Genomic DNA, 15,557 nt, shown 5'->3' with positions numbered 1-15,557 from the left:
CCTTAATGACCAAGATAAACGTCAATAACCCGAGGGTCGTTTTTGACTTTATTGATGCTACCTTCCGACAATACTTTTCCCTGGTGCATGACGGTGACATGATCGGCAATGTCTTCGACGAACTGCATGTCGTGTTCAATCACCAGTACAGAACGTCCCCCGGCAATTTTGCGCAGGAGCTGCGCGGTTTTTTGGCGTTCGGCGACAGACATGCCTGCCACGGGTTCGTCCAGCATCATGAGCTTAGGATCTTGTATTAGTAGCATCCCTATTTCTAACCACTGCTTTTGCCCATGGCTGAGAAGGTCAGCCTGCGTATGTAGGTAATCGGCAAGGAAAATTTCGCCAGCAACCTGTTCGACCGCAGCGATTATTTCTGGCGTGCGACGAAAGAACATGGCGCCCAACGCGGTTCTGGCTTTGGGATAAGATAACTCGAGATTTTCAAATACCGTTAAGTTCTCATAGATTGATGGATTCTGGAATTTACGCCCAACCCCTTCATGAACAATTTTATTTTCCCGAAGTTTACTCAGTTCCTTATTGCGAAATTTGATGCTGCCGCTGGTTAGCTTTGTTTTCCCGCAAATGAGATCAAGCACTGTTGTCTTACCCGCGCCATTTGGGCCAATAATAACGTAAATCTGCCCCTCATCGATGTACATTGAAAAATCATCGACGGCTTTGAAGCCATTAAATGAAACGGTTAATCCCTCTACCGCTAAAATTATTTCTTTTATCGGATTTTTCATTTCAGCACTCCGGTGTTTACTCTGGGTTTGGTCATACTCTTTTTGCGCAGCAGCGACATCACGATCGGGTGAATATATTGCTGATAAAGCCCTGCCAGTCCTTTCGGGAAAATCAGCACGACGGCAATAAAGAGCAGGCCCATGGCAATCGTCCAGAGTTCAGGAAAAGACTCGGAAATACTGCTCTTGGCGGCATTGACGATAAGGGCGCCATATACTGCCCCCAGCAAAGAACCTCGCCCGCCCACGGCACAGAAAACGACCATTTCAATTGAAGCAACAGTGCCAATAAACCCTGGCGACATGAACCCTACTTGCAGAGTGAACATCGCGCCACCGATCGCCGAAAACAGAGCGCTAATGCAGAAAACCACCGTTTTGATATTCGCGACATCATAACCAGAGAAACGAACGCGGTCTTCCTTATCGCGAATGGCAACCATCAGTCGGCCGAGCTTGCTATTCACAATAAAATAGCCCGCGCTCACAACCAGCATCAGTAAAACAGCATTAATAAAGTAGAGGATATAGCGTGCAGAATCAGTACGGATATCCCAACCTAAAAGCGTGCGTAAATCCGTGATGCCGTTAATTCCCCCGGTGTAACCCTGTTGTCCGATAATAAGAATCGTCAGGATCGCGGAGATAGCCTGGGTGATAATAGCGAAGTACACACCGCCAACGCGGCGTTTAAACATTGCGCTGCCGAGAATCAATGCGCAAATAGTGGGCACGATTAAAATAGCCAGAATTGTCAGACTAAAAGAATGGAATGGCTGCCAGAACGAGGGCAAAGCGGTTAGCTGATTCCAGTCCATAAAATCCGGGATGCCCGGGGTGGTTTGCATTTTTGTTTCCGCTGGCGAGGAAGCTTCCAGCTTGAGAAACATGGCCATACAATAACCGCCGAGGCCAAAAAAGATGCCCTGCCCCAGGCTCAGAATACCGCTGTAGCCCCAACAAAGTACCAGCCCGACGGCAACAAATGCATAAGTCAGGTATTTACCGATCAGGTTTAAACGGAAAAGATCCAGGGTTAGCGGCATGACGATAAAAATAAGGCCTATCACCAGGGCAATACCCAGTAGCGGATAATTTTGCATGCGTTTCATCATAAACTCCTAGCGGCGGACCCGGTTGGCGAAAAGACCTTGCGGACGCAATAGCAGAATGCCGACCACGATCAGTAGCGTAATCACCTTCGCCATTGAACCGCTCAGGAAAAACTCCAGCGTGGATTGCGATTGTGAAATGGCAAATGCGGAGGCGAGCGTGCCGAGCAAACTTTGCGCGCCGCCAAACACCACCACCAGGAAGGTGTCAACGATATACTGCTGGCCAGCCGTTGGACCTGTTGAGCCGATCATGGTAAAGGCGCTTCCGGCGATCCCGGCGATGCCGCACCCAAGTGCGAAGGTTCGACTATCGACCTGAGCCGTATTAATACCCACCGCGCTGGCCATCTGGCGGTTAAGTACCACCGCGCGGACTTTTATTCCCCAGGCGGAGAAATAAATCAGCCAGGCCGTAAAAGCGGTAATAACTACGGTCAGCAGCAGAACAAATACCCCATTAACAGGAATATCAATATTGTCGGCAAACTGATACGACCCCATTAGCCATGAAGGTAAGTCAACGCCGACTTCGCGGGGACCAAATAGCGAACGATAGCACTGCTGTAGAATCAGGCTCAGACCCCATGTCGCCAGCAGCGTGTCGAGGGGGCGTTTATACAGATGCCGTATCAGGATTTTCTCAACGAGCGTACCCAGCAAGGCGGTACACAGGAAAGCAAGGGCAATGGCAACAAAGAAGTAGATGCCGAAGATTGAAGGCAGATAAGCGCTGAAAAACTTACCGGTCAACCATGTGACATAAGCACCCAGGATCATGAACTCGCCATGAGCCATATTAATCACGCCCATCTGGCCAAAAATAATAGCGAGTCCAAGCGACATCAGAACAAACACGGCGAACAGGCTGAGCCCCGAAAACCCCTGCATGACAAAAATGGAAGCCAAATCGGCGAAGTTATAATCGCTGAACATGGAAGTATCCTCGGTGAAGTCAAAGACCCCCCACGCTATATGGGGGGAAGCGTCGGTTAGTCTTTCGGGAATGGGTTCGGTTCGATAAGTTCTGGCGTCTGATAAATCACGTCGTACTGCCCATCCGCACGAGCGCGACCGATAACCGTTTTGGACCACAGATGATGGTTATCATGGATGCGTACATACCCTTCCGGCGCATCTTTGAACTCAATACCGGGCGAGGCCTTACGAATTTTGTCCACGTCGAACGAGCCAGCTTTCTCAACCGCCGCTTTCCATAACCATGGGCCAAGATAGGCCGCCTGAGTGACATCGCCGATAACCATGTCATTACCCCAGCGCTTTTTAAATGCGGCGACAAAGCTTTTATTTTCCGGATTATCCATACTCTGGAAATACTTCATCGAGGCATAGGCGCCGACGATATTTTCGCCGCCAATACCGCGGATCTCATCTTCCGTGACGGAGATGGTCAGCAGCAGCGGTTTCTCCTGCGTCATATCGATCCCCGCCGCCTTCAATTGCTTATAGAAGGCCACATTCGAACCGCCGACAACAATGGCATAGATAACATCAGGCTTCTTGAGTTTTATTTTGTTAATAACCGAATTGAACTGCGTATTACCGAGTGGGTAATAATCTTCGCCAACGACTTTCAGCCCCAGCTTTTCAATATGGTGACGGGCGATTTTGTTTGCAGTACGCGGCCAAATATAATCAGAGCCAAGCAGGTAGAAGGTTTTTGCATGTTTATTTTTAACTACCCAATCAATGCCGGAGATTATCTGTTGAGTAGCTTCCTGTCCGGTATAAATAACGTTTGGCGATTGCTCAAGCCCTTCGTAAAAGGTTGGGTAATAGAGCATGCCGTTATATTGCTCAAGTACCGGCAGCATGGCTTTGCGGGAAGCCGAAGTCCAGCCGCCGAAGATAGCGGCGACCTTATCACTGACCAGTAACTTACGCGCTTTTTCTGCAAAGGTCGGCCAGTCGCTGGCCCCGTCTTCCTGTACATATTCAATTTTTCTCCCCAGTACCCCTCCGGCAGCGTTAATCTGCTCAATAGCCAGCTTTTCAGCCTGAATCGAGCCGGTTTCACTGATGGCCATCGTGCCTGTGGATGAATGCAGTATCCCGACCTTGACGCTATTGTCGGTGACCGCCAGGCCCGTGGTATTAACCACTGACGTCGCCGGGGCGGCGATGGCCGTATTAGCTGCCATCATCAGGCCGGCAATCGCCAAAAGTTTCGCTTTGAGGCACGCCTGGTGAAACCGGCCTGGGCTCGGGATTTTCATATTGCTATGTGGCTGGGGTAAATCACGAATGTTCATGGTAGCCCTCATAATCGTTATGGTTCATCTCAACTGGGGCTATCATGCGAGAGAGTCCAGCAATCCAACAATGCGCGAGGTAACGCAGCGGCTACGTCATTTAACGTATTGGTTAATTCTCATAATCAAGACATGCTCACGTGCGCGATAACAAGAAAATACTAAGACGCGCCTGTGGTTAAGTTCAGCATTTTTATCATTTCAGGAGCAGTGAATGACCGTTCAGCAAAAGGCGTTTAAATCGCGCAGACGCTACAACCAGTGGGTGACCAATCAGACTCTCGAGGATTTTGCGCTCCGCTATACGCCGGTCTCGGCACGACGCTGGAGCGCAAAGCGAGTTGTTATGACAGCGCTCAGCGCAATTACCTTTTTGGCGCTTGAAGCCATTGGCGGCGCGCTGACGTTAACCTATGGATTTAATTATGTGGGGGTGGCGGTTATCTTAGTTAGCATTATTATCTTTGCGCTATCAATGCCGATTGCCATTAATGCCGCAAAAAACGGCCTGGATATTGATTTGCTGACCCGCGGCGCCGGATTTGGCTACCTTGGTTCCACGGTGACCTCGTTAATCTATGCTTCTTTCACCTTTATATTTTTCGCCCTGGAAGCCGCTATTATGGCGATGGCGCTTAATATGCTGTTTGGCCTGCCATTGCACTTTGGTTATCTGATTGGTTCCGTTGTTGTTATTCCCCTCGTCACCTGGGGGTTCACTTTTATTTCCCGTTTTCAGCAGTTCACCCAGTTTTGCTGGCTGGCGCTACAGCTATTACCCTTTATTTTCATTTTAATACGTGAACATCATGTGCTGCAAAACTGGATCGACTTCCCTGGTTTTATTACAGCCCGCGATGGTTCTTTCGATTTCCTTCAGCTCGGCGCCGTCTGTTCCGTACTGCTCTCACTGGTAAGTCAAGTGGGAGAGCAGGTCGATCAGGTTCGTTTTTTACCAAAGCCACAACATCCGGCCCGCTGGAGATGGTATGGCGCAGTAATTGCCGCAGGTCCGGGGTGGGTTGTCATCGGCGCCATCAAGATCCTGCTCGGCTCCTTCCTCGCCGTGCTGGCGTTTAATTACGGACTCGGCGCGGAAGTGGCCAGCGAACCCACCCATATGTATCTGGTGGCATTTAGCTATGTCACCCATTCATCATCAACGCTACTGGCATTAACCGGTATTTTTGTGGTGCTCTCCCAGCTCAAAATTAACGTCACCAATGCATATGCCGGCTCGATCGCATGGTCTAATTTTTTCCTGCGCCTGACCAATCGTCATCCAGGGCGCGTCGTGTGGCTGTTTTTTAATGTCGGTATTGCTCTGTTATTGATGGAACTTGGCGTTTATCGCGTATTTGAGGATATCCTGGGCATTTATGCGGTGGCGGCCACATCCTGGCTTGGCAGCGTGGTTGCCGATCTCACGTTAAATAAGTGGCTTAAATTACGACCCGCGGAAATAGAGTTTCGCCGGGCCTATCTCTACGATATCAATCCTGTCGGCATCGGTTCGATGACGCTCGCCATGCTCTGCGGTCTCTCAGCCTGGATGGGATGGCTTGGTCATCCTCTACAGGTTTTTGCCTCAATGTTATCGTTGTGTCTGACGTTTATCACCGCCCCCTTCATCGCCTGGCTGACTCGCGGACGTTACTATTTTTCCCGGACGCCGGTGCAGGTCACGGCAACGGAATGCTGTGTCTGCGGTAATTATTTTGAAAAACCAGAGATGAGCTATTGTCCTTTTTATCAGGGCAGTATTTGCTCACTATGTTGTTCTCTCGATGTCCAGTGCAACGATACTTGCAAACCTCATGCGCGCTATACGGAACAGGCTTCAAAGCTTATCGGGATATTTATTAAAGAAAAATCATTACGCAAAATTGATCCCAGAGTGTGGAGTTTTATCAGCATTTTGCTGTTATTCAGTTCCGTCATCGGTCTGCTTTTGATGCTGGTTTTCGCTCAGATGCGCGATGAATTCGGCAGCGAGCAGGACCTTCTCGCCGCGGCGTTATGGAAAGTTTTTTTTATCCTGCTTATCGTAACCGGCGTCACCACCTGGCTATTTGTCCTGACAAATAAAAGTCGCCAGATTGCGCAAGAGGAATTGCGCCTGCAAAGCGACCGTCTGATGAAAGAAATTATTGCCCATGAAGCGACGGACCGGCAATTGCAGCAGGCAAAGGAAGATGCCGACGATGCTAATCAGGCCAAAAGCCGCTATCTCACCGGCATTACTCATGAACTCAGAACGCCGCTCAATGCGATGCTGGGTTATGCGCAATTACTCGAACGTGCTGATGATATCCCCCCAGCCCGGCAGCGCGGTATCGGTATTATGCGCAGAAGCGGCGAGCATCTGGCTAATCTAATTGAGGGATTACTGGATATTTCGAAAATTGAAGCGGGAAAATTAGAAATATATCGTGAAGAAGTGCGCATTGGCGATTTGGTGCAGCAACTGGTCGCCATGTTTGAACAACAGGCCAGCGATAAAGGACTGACATTTCACTACAACGCCCCACACTGGCTGCCCGAGGCGGTGATGACGGATGAGAAACGCCTCCGGCAAATTCTTATCAATCTGCTTTCTAATGCGGTTAAATTCACGGACAGAGGCAGTGTAACCCTCGATTTCCAGTATCGTAGCGAGGTGGCGTTTTTCTCGGTTCACGATACCGGCATCGGCATCGCCCCTGAGAACCTGGAACGCATCTTTAAGCCTTTCGAACGCGTATCCGGCGATAGTCGTCGGATCGGGACGGGCCTTGGGCTGACGATTACCCGGCTTCTGACTTATATCATGGGTGGCGATCTCCAGGTGGAAAGCATCCGTGGCGAAGGCACAACGTTTAAACTCACCCTGATGCTGCCAAGCTATAGCGGGGATGCCTACCAACCCGCCGAGCCTGCGGTAATCACCGGATATCCAGGCAAGCGACACACCCTGCTGGTAGTTGACGATGATGAATCCCATCGGCAGCTGATGATGGATTTACTCACGCCCATAGGCTTCACGCTGCTAACAGCCGAAAATGGTCATGTCGCGCTACATTTAGCCCGGCAAAATCATATCGACCTTCTTCTTCTGGATGTTGCAATGCCTGAAATGTCGGGGTGGGAACTGCTACGTCAGTTACGTAATAAGGGACAATTAGCGCCGGTAATTATGATTTCTGCGGAAGCGGATGAGGGTAAATGCCGCCATTTCACTGGCGAAGGGGAAGTTCGCTACCTGGTTAAACCGCTGCGTTTCCCTTTACTACTGGAGAACATCGGTGAAATATTGCATCTCCAGTGGCGCACGGAATGTCAGCCGCCAAAGCAGCCGGAAATACATGAACCACGCTCGCAGCTTACCCGTGTCCAGATTGAGTCGTTAAAAGAGATGGCCAGATTGGGTTATGTGAGAGGGTTTCGTGAACTGCTGGACAAACATATTTCCGCTAACCAGATCAGCAAAGCCGAGGGCGAAAAATTTGCCGAGTTGCTGAGGCGCTTTCGATTCAAAGAGATAGTCGAGAGTCTTGAACGCCCGGAGGGAGAGAAAAATGGCAATAGCAAAGCCGACGGTACTTATCGTCGATGATGATATCAACACGGTAAGTATGTTGAATGACACGCTTGATGAAGCCGGTTTTACCGTTCTGGTCGCTCTGGAGGGTAATCAAGCCCTTTCGATAACCAGCCAGATAACCCCGGATATCATTCTGCTTGATGCCGTAATGCCGCATCTGGATGGGTTTTCAACCAGTAAGCGCCTGCGGCAAAATCCGGGGCTGCGGCATACCCCGATTATTTTCATGACAGGCCTGAGTGATACGCAGAATATCGTTGATGCATTTGATGCCGGGGTGGTCGATTACGTAATTAAGCCGATACGCACGGAAGAGCTGGTTGTCAGAATGCGTACCCACTTGCGGAACTCAAAATTAACGGTCAGTGCCTATAGCGCGATGGATTCCGTTGGCCAGACCTTATGTGTTTTTAGCAAAGAGGGGCAACTACGCTGGGCCACGCCCAATGCATGGCAACTGATGAAAAACTTCAGCGATACCGGGTATGAACCCAATAAAAAAATAGTAAACCGGATCATCGGTTGGCTGAACAATACGGAAGGTTTAAAAATACCCTTAGATCTTTCATCGCAAGGCATCGCTCTGAAATTCTATCTTTCACGCCGGACCGCTGAAGGAGAAAGTTTGCTACGTATTGAAGAGATCAAAGGACATGAAGAAGTCGAAGCGGTGAAACGCCTGAAAAACAACCTAGGGCTGACGCAACGAGAAGCCGAAGTCCTCCTGTGGATTGCCAGGGGAAAAACAAACCGCGAAATTGGCGATATTTTAAACCTTAGCCCCAGAACCGTGAATAAACACCTTGAAATTGTATTTCCAAAGCTGAGTGTGGACAATCGCACCGCAGCGGCAGCGTTGGCAATAAATTCGCTATATGCCAGGGAGAAAATGTAGCGACAATGAGGCGTATTCGCGCAGACCTGCCCTGACATTTTTATCAGGCAGAACTGGCACCCTCATGTCCACGTCTCCGTCACCTGTGGCGGTATCGATGAGCACGGGAAGTGGAAGAAAATCAGCTTCCGTAAGGATGCCATGCGCGCCCGCTGGATGTGGAATATCCGCCAGCTTCTGCTGAGCGTCTAGTTCGAAGGCGTGGCCCTGCCGCCGTCCCTGTCACATATCACCACCGAATCACAATGGCGCAGTCTGATACTGACGGCCGGAGGCGACTACTGGCACGTCTACATGTCAAAAAAGACGGACGGTGGCAAAAACACCGTGAAATACCTGGGGCGTTACCTGAAAAAGCCGCCGATAGCGGGCTCCCGGCTGGCGCACTACGCCGGAAGTGCCACGCTGAGCTTTCGCTACCACGACCACAACACGGGCGAGCTGGCCACAGAGAGGCTGACGCAGAGGGACATCGTGGCGCGCCTGAAACAGCACATCCCGGAGAAGTTCTTCCGTAAGCGTACAGCGAGTGACCTGCCCCCAGGATTAGATACAACCGTCAGTTAGTAAGGTCGGTTTGTTTACCTTCACATTTTCCATTTCGCCACCGTGCTGCAAACTCTGATGGCGTCTGATAATTCAGTGCTGAATGTGGACGACACTCGTTATAATCCTGCCGCCAGTCATTAATGATTTTCCTTGCGTGAACGATATCGCTGAACCAGTGCTCATTCAGGCATTCATCGCGAAATCGTCCGTTAAAGCTCTCAATAAATCCGTTCTGCGTTGGCTTACCCGGCTGAATTAAGCGCAACTCAACACCATGCTCAAAAGCCCATTGATCCAGTGCGCGGCAAGTGAACTCCGGCCCCTGGTCAGTTCTTATCGTCGCCGGATAGCCTCGGAACAGTGCAATGCTGTCCAGAATACGCGTGATCTGAGGCTTTGTTGAATAAATCAGCTTCAGGACGAGTGACTCTGTAGCTGACCGGGTTTTCAGGCAATACGCACGCTTTCTGGCATACCAGCCTTCGTTATTTTATTCAGCGCACGCACCATGCCCAAAGCCTCTGCTACCTGACCATCGTAATCACACAGCGTCAGTGAACCTCCGAACAGTTGCTTTACCCTGTACATGGCCGTCTCCGCTATCGAGCGACGGTTGTAATCTGTTGTCCATTTCCACCGGGCATTACTCCCGGTCAGCCGCTGATTCGCTACTGCACGGTTACGGTCTGCGTACTCTACGGGCCAGTAACCCGCTCCTTTTCGGGGCGGGATGAGGGCACTGATTTTCTTGCGCCGCAGTTCATCGTGACAGAGTCGGGTGTCGTAAGCGCCGTCTGCTGCGGCTGCCCTGATTTTTCTGTGTGTCTGCCGGATAAGACCCGGGAAAGCTTCTGAGTCCGTGACGTTGTTCAGAGACAGGTCCGCGCAGATGACTTCATGTGTTCTGCTGTCAACGGCCAGATGCAGCTTCCGCCAGGTACGACGGCGCTCTTTGCCGTGATTTTTGACTTTCCATTTGCCTTCACCAAAAACCTTCAGCCCGGTGGAATCAATCACCAGGTGTGCGATTTCACCCAGGGTGGGTGTTTTGAAACAGACATTAACCGACTTTGCCCGCTTGCTGACACTGCTGTAATCCGGGCAGCGCAACGGAACGTTCATCAGGGCAAAAATGGAATCAATAAAACCCTGCGCAGCCCGCAGGGTCAGCCGGAACAGGCGTTTAATCATCAGGACGGTGGTGATGGCAAGGTCAGAATAACGCTGAGGTCTTCCCCGTGATGAAGGCGTTGCCGACTCATACCAGGCATGAATCGCTTCATCGTCCAGCCAGAAAGGGAGGGAGCCACGGTTGATGAGGGCTTTGTTGTAGGTGGGCCAGTTGGTGATTTTGAACTTTTGCTTTGCCACGGAACGGTCTGTGTTGTCGGGAGGATGCGTGATCTGATCCTTCAACTCAGCAAAAGTTCGATTTATTCAACAAAGCCGTTTGACCGTATCATTCTTAGCCAAATGCGCTAAGGCTAAAATTTAGTATGAGTAGTGATAAGCACTTTTCCTCAACAGGAAAATATCAACCTCCGTTTGCTTAATGAAGGTCTGCTTATCGCTCACAACTGCCCGTCATGCCAGCTCAAAAAACAGGCTTAACGTAGGATATTTAATGAGATGGTCACTCCCTCCTTCCCAGTACTATGCTGAGGACAGGCTTTCATTCGGAGAACCATCATGGAAAACATTGCGCTTATTGGTATCGATCTGGGTAAGAACTCTTTCCATATTCATTGTCAGGATCATCGTGGGAAGGCCGTTTACCGTAAAAAATTCACCCGACCAAAGCTAATCGAATTTCTGGCGACATGCCCAGCAACAACCATCGCGATGGAAGCCTGTGGCGGTTCTCACTTTATGGCACGCAAGCTGGCAGAGTTAGGGCATTTTCCAAAGCTGATATCACCGCAATTTGTCCGCCCATTCGTTAAAAGCAACAAAAATGACTTCGTTGATGCTGAAGCTATCTGTGAAGCAGCATCACGTCCATCTATGCGTTTCGTGCAGCCCAGAACCGAATCTCAGCAGGCAATGCGAGCTCTGCATCGTGTCCGTGAATCCCTGGTTCAGGATAAGGTGAAAACAACTAATCAGATGCATGCTTTTCTGCTGGAATTTGGTATCAGCGTTCCGCGAGGTGCTGCCGTTATTAGTCGACTGAGTCCCTTCTTGAGGACAGTAGTTTGCCTCTTTATCTCAGCCAGTTACTGCTGAAATTACAACAGCATTATCACTATCTTGTTGAGCAGATTAAAGATCTGGAATCTCAGTTGAAACGAAAGTTGGACGAAGATGAGGTTGGACAGCGCTTGCTGAGTATTCCCTGCGTTGGAACGCTGACTGCCAGTACTATTTCAACTGAGATTGGCGACGGGAAGCAGTACGCCAGCAGCCGTGACTTTGCGGCGGCAACAGGGCTGGTACCCCGACAGTACAGCACGGGAGGTCGGACGACATTGTTAGGGATTAGCAAGCGGGGCAACAAAAGATCCGAACTTTGTTGGTTCAGTGTGCCAGGGTATTCATACAAAAACTGGAACACCAGTCTGGCAAGTTGGCCGACTGGGTCAGGGAGTTGTTGTGTCGGAAAAGCAACTTTGTCGTCACCTGTGCTCTGGCAAACAAGCTGGCCAGAATAGCCTGGGCACTGACGGCGCGACAGCAAACTTACGAAGCATAAAGGCAGAAATACACCAGTTTAAACAATCATTCATCTGGTTTTGCGAATACTGATATTGATGATACAAACGGCCCACCGGCCTGTTGAGGAACCTGTAAAACGGAAAGGCTCGCTGAAGCCGTATATTTTCTGGAGGTTCATCAGGCGCGGAACTCATCGAGGCGCGGGAATAAAATCCCATTCAGACGCCGGATAGATTCAAGCAAGCCAACTTATCGTCAAAATCGGTGTTGCAAAAACGGGAGTGACCATAGATTCCGTTTTCCAAGCGGACCCCTATCAAAGGATTTATCTGTCGACCATCGTCATCAAAAGCAGCATCGAGACTGGAGCGTGAAAGATAAATGCCGTTTATGCTGTCATTCAGGGTAACTGCATAGTCGGTAGTTCCAGCACATATCTTTCGCCGTTTCCAGAGCATGGGTCAACCGGAACAGGTCATTCTGCGCAGACAACTCCCCGGAGCTGGAACGCCAGAGGTAGTTCAGCTTACGGGCCAGTTTAGCATTGACGCCCAGCTGTCGGCCCTGTTTCAGAAGCCACTCGATGTCAGGGGCCACGTCACGCGAAAAACGACGTTGCTTCAGTGCTGTCGCCAGCCAGCGGGTGAGAAAGAGATTTTCCTGTACCGGTGACACAACGTCACCGTTTTGCCTGGCTAACGCCAGCGCCACCAAGGCGCACCACGCCAAATGTGCTGATTTTTCTGTCAGATTCACTGGGGAGTTTTTTCCTTTGTTTTGGGAGCTGAATATATCTTAACCGGAGGCGGGTTTCATCCGGAACCGTAGCCCCTGGACTGAACATCAGGTCCGGACTGGCGAGCAGTGCGCAGCCAGTCTTCTGAATGCCGCTTTGCGGCATGGAGGCGCCAGATGAGGTTACATGCGTCTGTGGAGTCAAATGGCGCCGAAAGCCCGACGTAGCCGGTTACCGGACTATAAATTCTGCCCGTTTGCCCCCTGTCCTGGTTAGCTCTACCCCGCTATCTCGCCCTTTCGGGCGAGGTGTAGTCAAGGACACTCCGGTCCGGCGCTGGTTTGATCGCCGGGTTTTAAGGGATGTGGTGATATACGGATCCGTCTCCTATCTTCCGAATCTCGCGTAAGCGTTAACGTCAACCAACGCATCACTAGGGCTACGTCACTTGTGGCTCGTTGATGTTATGAGGTTGCCGTGTCTTCTGCGCTTTCCCCCTCCAACCCCACTAGGACAACTTCCCGCTGGGGCTTGTACGTCAGCATTGTGCTGATTGGCGCTAATCTGCGCGCCCCCATTACGAGCCTCGGGCCGGTTCTTCCCGATATTCAACGCGCCTTACACCTCGGAGGTCTTGGGGCGGAAGCAGCTGGCACCGACGGCAAACATCTCCAATTCAATGCGCAGCTGGCGACAAACCATTTCCATCAATTAGGGCTGGCCGCCTTGTGAATTCCAGAAAACGATCTTGCGAATACCTGTGCGCCAGGCGCTTTTAGCCATTTCAAAACACACTTTCCCCAGAACATCATATGGCAACGAAAGTGTGTCAGGGTAAGCTAGGTGTTCGTCAGATTTACCTACAGGCAAAGTGGCCAACACCAGCATCGGTAAATTGGCAGGCAGTAATTCTACAGCTCGCTCAATAATGCTGGCATTAATGGCAGCAAACACCCGAACCGGCAGATGAGCTCCGTGTTGTTCTACGGCGCAAATAGGTAGTACGGCGACGATATTCGCCATATCCAGTTTACTGAATTCCCGCGTGGTGAGATCACACCACTAGGGAGAAGACGGTTTAAGCATGTTTACCTCCGGTTTTGTCTAACAATAAAAGATACGGTACGTTGCATTTAGGGCATTTTAGACCGGCTCTATGTCCTGCTATGTGCTAACTTTTCCAGTTTAATGGCCTTTCGTCGAGTTGTGTGGCAACAGTGTTGCCACCGGCGGAAATCCGCCGGTTTGAATGCTTTTTTGTTCAGCAGGCGACGAGGTGCCCGTCGCCAAAATCGGTAAAGCGCTGCGGTACTCTCTGATAGCCGATGGGTTTGATCGGTTCTGGTCTTATCGGCATTGCGCTGGTGGCTCGGGGTTGCCGTCTTTGCTGAACGTCAGGTATAGGAACGGCGCTGAGCAAGTGCTGAGTATAAGGATGCTGCGGATGGTGCAACACTCGATCTCGTGGGCCGATCTCCACGAGCTGGCCGCCAAACATCACCGCTACCCGGTGGCAGATGCGCTCCACCACCGCCATATCATGGGAAATAAACAGATAGCTGAGCCGATAGCGCTGACGCAAATCTTCCAGCAGCGTCAGCACCTGCGCCTGTACTGAAACATCCAGCGCGGAAACCGATTCATCGGCGATGATCACTTTCGGGTTCAGCGCCAGCGCGCGGGCAATGCAAATGCGCTGGCGCTGGCCGCCGGAAAACTGGTGCGGATAACGCCGCATCGCTTCCGCTGGCAGGCCGACCTGCTGCAATAGCTGCACCACCCGCTCCGTGCGCTGTTCTGCGGGCATCTGCTCATGAATCAGCAGCGGCTCCCCAACCAGGTCGAAAATAGTTTTGCGCGGATTGAGCGCCGCCCAGGGATCCTGAAACACCATCTGCAAATCGCGGCGTACCGCTCTTAACGCCTCGTCCTTCAGGCCGTGCAGCTCCTGTCCGTTAAGCTGCGCGCTGCCGCTAAATGGCACCATATTCATCAGCGCTTTTGCCGTCGTCGATTTACCGCAGCCGCTTTCACCGACAATGCCCAACGTCTCGCCGGGGAAAAGATCGAAGCTGACGCCATCGACGGCATGGACTTCGCGACGCACGCGCAGGCCGTCGCCGCGCACCGGAAAGCGCACGCTGAGGTCGCGGACGCTGAGCAACGGTCGAGTCGCCTCGACCGGCGCCAGCGCGGGCGCCTGGCCCAGCACCGGTACCGCCTGCAACAGCTGGCGGGTATAAGCCGCCTGCGGCGAGGTAAACAGCGTTTTTGCCGGAGCCTGCTCCATGATTTTGCCGTGACTCATGACCAGCACATCATCGGCCATTTCTGCCACCACTCCCATATCGTGGGTGATCAACAGCAGGCTGGTGGAAAACGCCTGCTGCAGTTCGCGCATCAACTCGAGGATCTGCGCCTGAATAGTGACGTCGAGGGCCGTAGTCGGCTCATCGGCAATCAGCACCTGTGGCTGGCACAGCATTGCCATGGCGATCATCACCCGCTGGCGCATACCGCCGGAAAGCTCGTGCGGATACTGTTGCAGGCGCTTCTCCACATGACTGATTTTGACCGCGTCCAGCATCGTGCTGACCCGGCTGCGCCGTTCACGGCGGCCCAGCACTTCGTGGCGTTGCAGCGTCTCTTCCAGCTGCTGGCCCACCGTCATCAGCGGATTGAGCGAGGTCATCGGTTCCTGAAAAATCATGGCAACCGACTTGCCGCGCAGCAGCTGCATTTGCCGCTCCGGCAGGCTGAGCAAATCCTGGTTATCAAAAATAATCGCGCCGCCTGGAATCTGTGCCTCCTCCGGAAGCAAACCCATGATCGCCAGCGAAGTCAGCGATTTACCGCTGCCCGACTCGCCGGCAATGCACAGAGTTTTTCCCGGCCAGAGCGCAAAGCTGACGTCATCCACCACCCGCTGTGTACCAAACTGGATCGACAGGCGCTCGACCGAGAGCAGCGGCGCCGGAAATAGGACTGCTGACATAACGCTC

8 protein-coding genes and 5 pseudogenes are annotated in these 15,557 nt (G+C 51.6%); 4 read left to right on the top strand and 9 right to left on the bottom strand.

Features of this window, described 5'->3' with window-relative positions; translation table 11 throughout:
* Positions 1 to 2: 2 nt before the first annotated feature.
* The 4 genes from urtD to urtA are packed head-to-tail and all read right to left on the bottom strand — an operon-like array spanning position 3 to position 4,137.
* A complete protein-coding gene (gene urtD, locus ACLHV8_RS26755) occupies positions 3 to 752 on the bottom strand; it encodes an urea ABC transporter ATP-binding protein UrtD (protein WP_004181995.1) in 750 nt (249 codons plus the stop codon).
* On the bottom strand, positions 749 to 1,867 hold the full coding sequence (urtC, locus tag ACLHV8_RS26750; protein ID WP_244249354.1) for an urea ABC transporter permease subunit UrtC: 1,119 nt from the start codon (positions 1,865 to 1,867) through the stop codon (positions 749 to 751). Before urtC ends, urtD begins: the two co-directional genes overlap by 4 nt.
* A 6-nt stretch (positions 1,868 to 1,873) precedes the next feature.
* Entirely contained in the window at positions 1,874 to 2,800 is a 927-nt protein-coding gene (urtB, locus tag ACLHV8_RS26745; protein ID WP_004181993.1) for an urea ABC transporter permease subunit UrtB, read from the bottom strand.
* A 56-nt stretch (positions 2,801 to 2,856) separates the two neighbouring features.
* On the bottom strand, positions 2,857 to 4,137 hold the full coding sequence (urtA, locus tag ACLHV8_RS26740) for an urea ABC transporter substrate-binding protein (protein ID WP_004181992.1): 1,281 nt from the start codon (positions 4,135 to 4,137) through the stop codon (positions 2,857 to 2,859).
* A gap of 214 nt (positions 4,138 to 4,351) precedes the next feature.
* On the opposite strand from urtA, the gene ACLHV8_RS26735 reads away from it, so the two are divergent.
* The 3 genes and pseudogenes from ACLHV8_RS26735 to ACLHV8_RS26725 all read left to right on the top strand — a co-directional run.
* Positions 4,352 to 7,732: an ATP-binding protein gene (locus ACLHV8_RS26735; protein WP_032638063.1), complete on the top strand. Its 3,381-nt coding sequence runs from the start codon at positions 4,352 to 4,354 to the stop codon at positions 7,730 to 7,732.
* Positions 7,695 to 8,615 (top strand): response regulator, encoded by a 921-nt coding sequence (locus tag ACLHV8_RS26730; protein ID WP_004181990.1) that lies wholly within the window; start codon positions 7,695 to 7,697, stop codon positions 8,613 to 8,615. Before ACLHV8_RS26735 ends, ACLHV8_RS26730 begins: the two co-directional genes overlap by 38 nt.
* A 45-nt stretch (positions 8,616 to 8,660) precedes the next feature.
* Positions 8,661 to 9,131, top strand: a pseudogene (locus ACLHV8_RS26725) (transposase); the annotation flags it as partial.
* A 43-nt stretch (positions 9,132 to 9,174) separates the two neighbouring features.
* On the opposite strand, the pseudogene ACLHV8_RS26720 reads toward ACLHV8_RS26725, so the two are convergent.
* Both ACLHV8_RS26720 and ACLHV8_RS26715 read right to left on the bottom strand, forming a co-directional pair.
* Positions 9,175 to 9,555: pseudogene (locus tag ACLHV8_RS26720) on the bottom strand (integrase core domain-containing protein); the annotation flags it as partial.
* Positions 9,556 to 9,611: 56 nt separating this feature from the next.
* Positions 9,612 to 10,580, bottom strand: coding sequence for an IS5 family transposase (locus tag ACLHV8_RS26715; protein ID WP_081330974.1), 969 nt, complete (start codon positions 10,578 to 10,580; stop codon positions 9,612 to 9,614).
* 273 nt (positions 10,581 to 10,853) lie between these two features.
* On the opposite strand from ACLHV8_RS26715, the pseudogene ACLHV8_RS26710 reads away from it, so the two are divergent.
* Positions 10,854 to 11,856 (top strand): annotated as a pseudogene (locus ACLHV8_RS26710) (IS110-like element IS5075 family transposase).
* A gap of 181 nt (positions 11,857 to 12,037) precedes the next feature.
* On the opposite strand, the pseudogene ACLHV8_RS26705 reads toward ACLHV8_RS26710, so the two are convergent.
* From ACLHV8_RS26705 to ACLHV8_RS26695, 3 genes and pseudogenes are all read right to left on the bottom strand, one after another.
* Positions 12,038 to 12,575, bottom strand: a pseudogene (locus ACLHV8_RS26705) (DUF2913 family protein).
* A 691-nt stretch (positions 12,576 to 13,266) separates the two neighbouring features.
* Positions 13,267 to 13,599: pseudogene (locus ACLHV8_RS26700) on the bottom strand (creatininase family protein); the annotation flags it as partial.
* A gap of 217 nt (positions 13,600 to 13,816) precedes the next feature.
* The gene (locus ACLHV8_RS26695; protein ID WP_069602392.1) at positions 13,817 to 15,550 is read right to left on the bottom strand and encodes an ABC transporter ATP-binding protein; all 1,734 of its coding nucleotides are present in this window, start codon (positions 15,548 to 15,550) and stop codon (positions 13,817 to 13,819) included.
* Positions 15,551 to 15,557: the final 7 nt, after the last annotated feature.

Origin of the sequence: Enterobacter sp. CPE_E863 (assembly GCF_046521465.1) — a bacterium.
GTDB classification, from domain to species: Bacteria; Pseudomonadota; Gammaproteobacteria; order Enterobacterales; family Enterobacteriaceae; genus Enterobacter; species Enterobacter adelaidei.
Note: the sequence above shows the minus strand (reverse complement) of the source record. Positions and strands in the feature narration are given on the sequence as shown.

What these genes read in the sequence shown, in the direction of transcription:
- urtD (WP_004181995.1), bottom strand. Translation starts at nt 752, where the DNA reads ATGAAAAATCCGATAAAAGAAATAATTTTAGCGGTAGAGGGATTAACC.
- urtC (WP_244249354.1), bottom strand. Translation starts at nt 1,867, where the DNA reads ATGATGAAACGCATGCAAAATTATCCGCTACTGGGTATTGCCCTGGTG.
- urtB (WP_004181993.1), bottom strand. Translation starts at nt 2,800, where the DNA reads ATGTTCAGCGATTATAACTTCGCCGATTTGGCTTCCATTTTTGTCATG.
- urtA (WP_004181992.1), bottom strand. Translation starts at nt 4,137, where the DNA reads ATGAACATTCGTGATTTACCCCAGCCACATAGCAATATGAAAATCCCG.
- ACLHV8_RS26735 (WP_032638063.1), top strand. Translation starts at nt 4,352, where the DNA reads ATGACCGTTCAGCAAAAGGCGTTTAAATCGCGCAGACGCTACAACCAG.
- ACLHV8_RS26730 (WP_004181990.1), top strand. Translation starts at nt 7,695, where the DNA reads ATGGCAATAGCAAAGCCGACGGTACTTATCGTCGATGATGATATCAAC.
- ACLHV8_RS26695 (WP_069602392.1), bottom strand. Translation starts at nt 15,550, where the DNA reads ATGTCAGCAGTCCTATTTCCGGCGCCGCTGCTCTCGGTCGAGCGCCTG.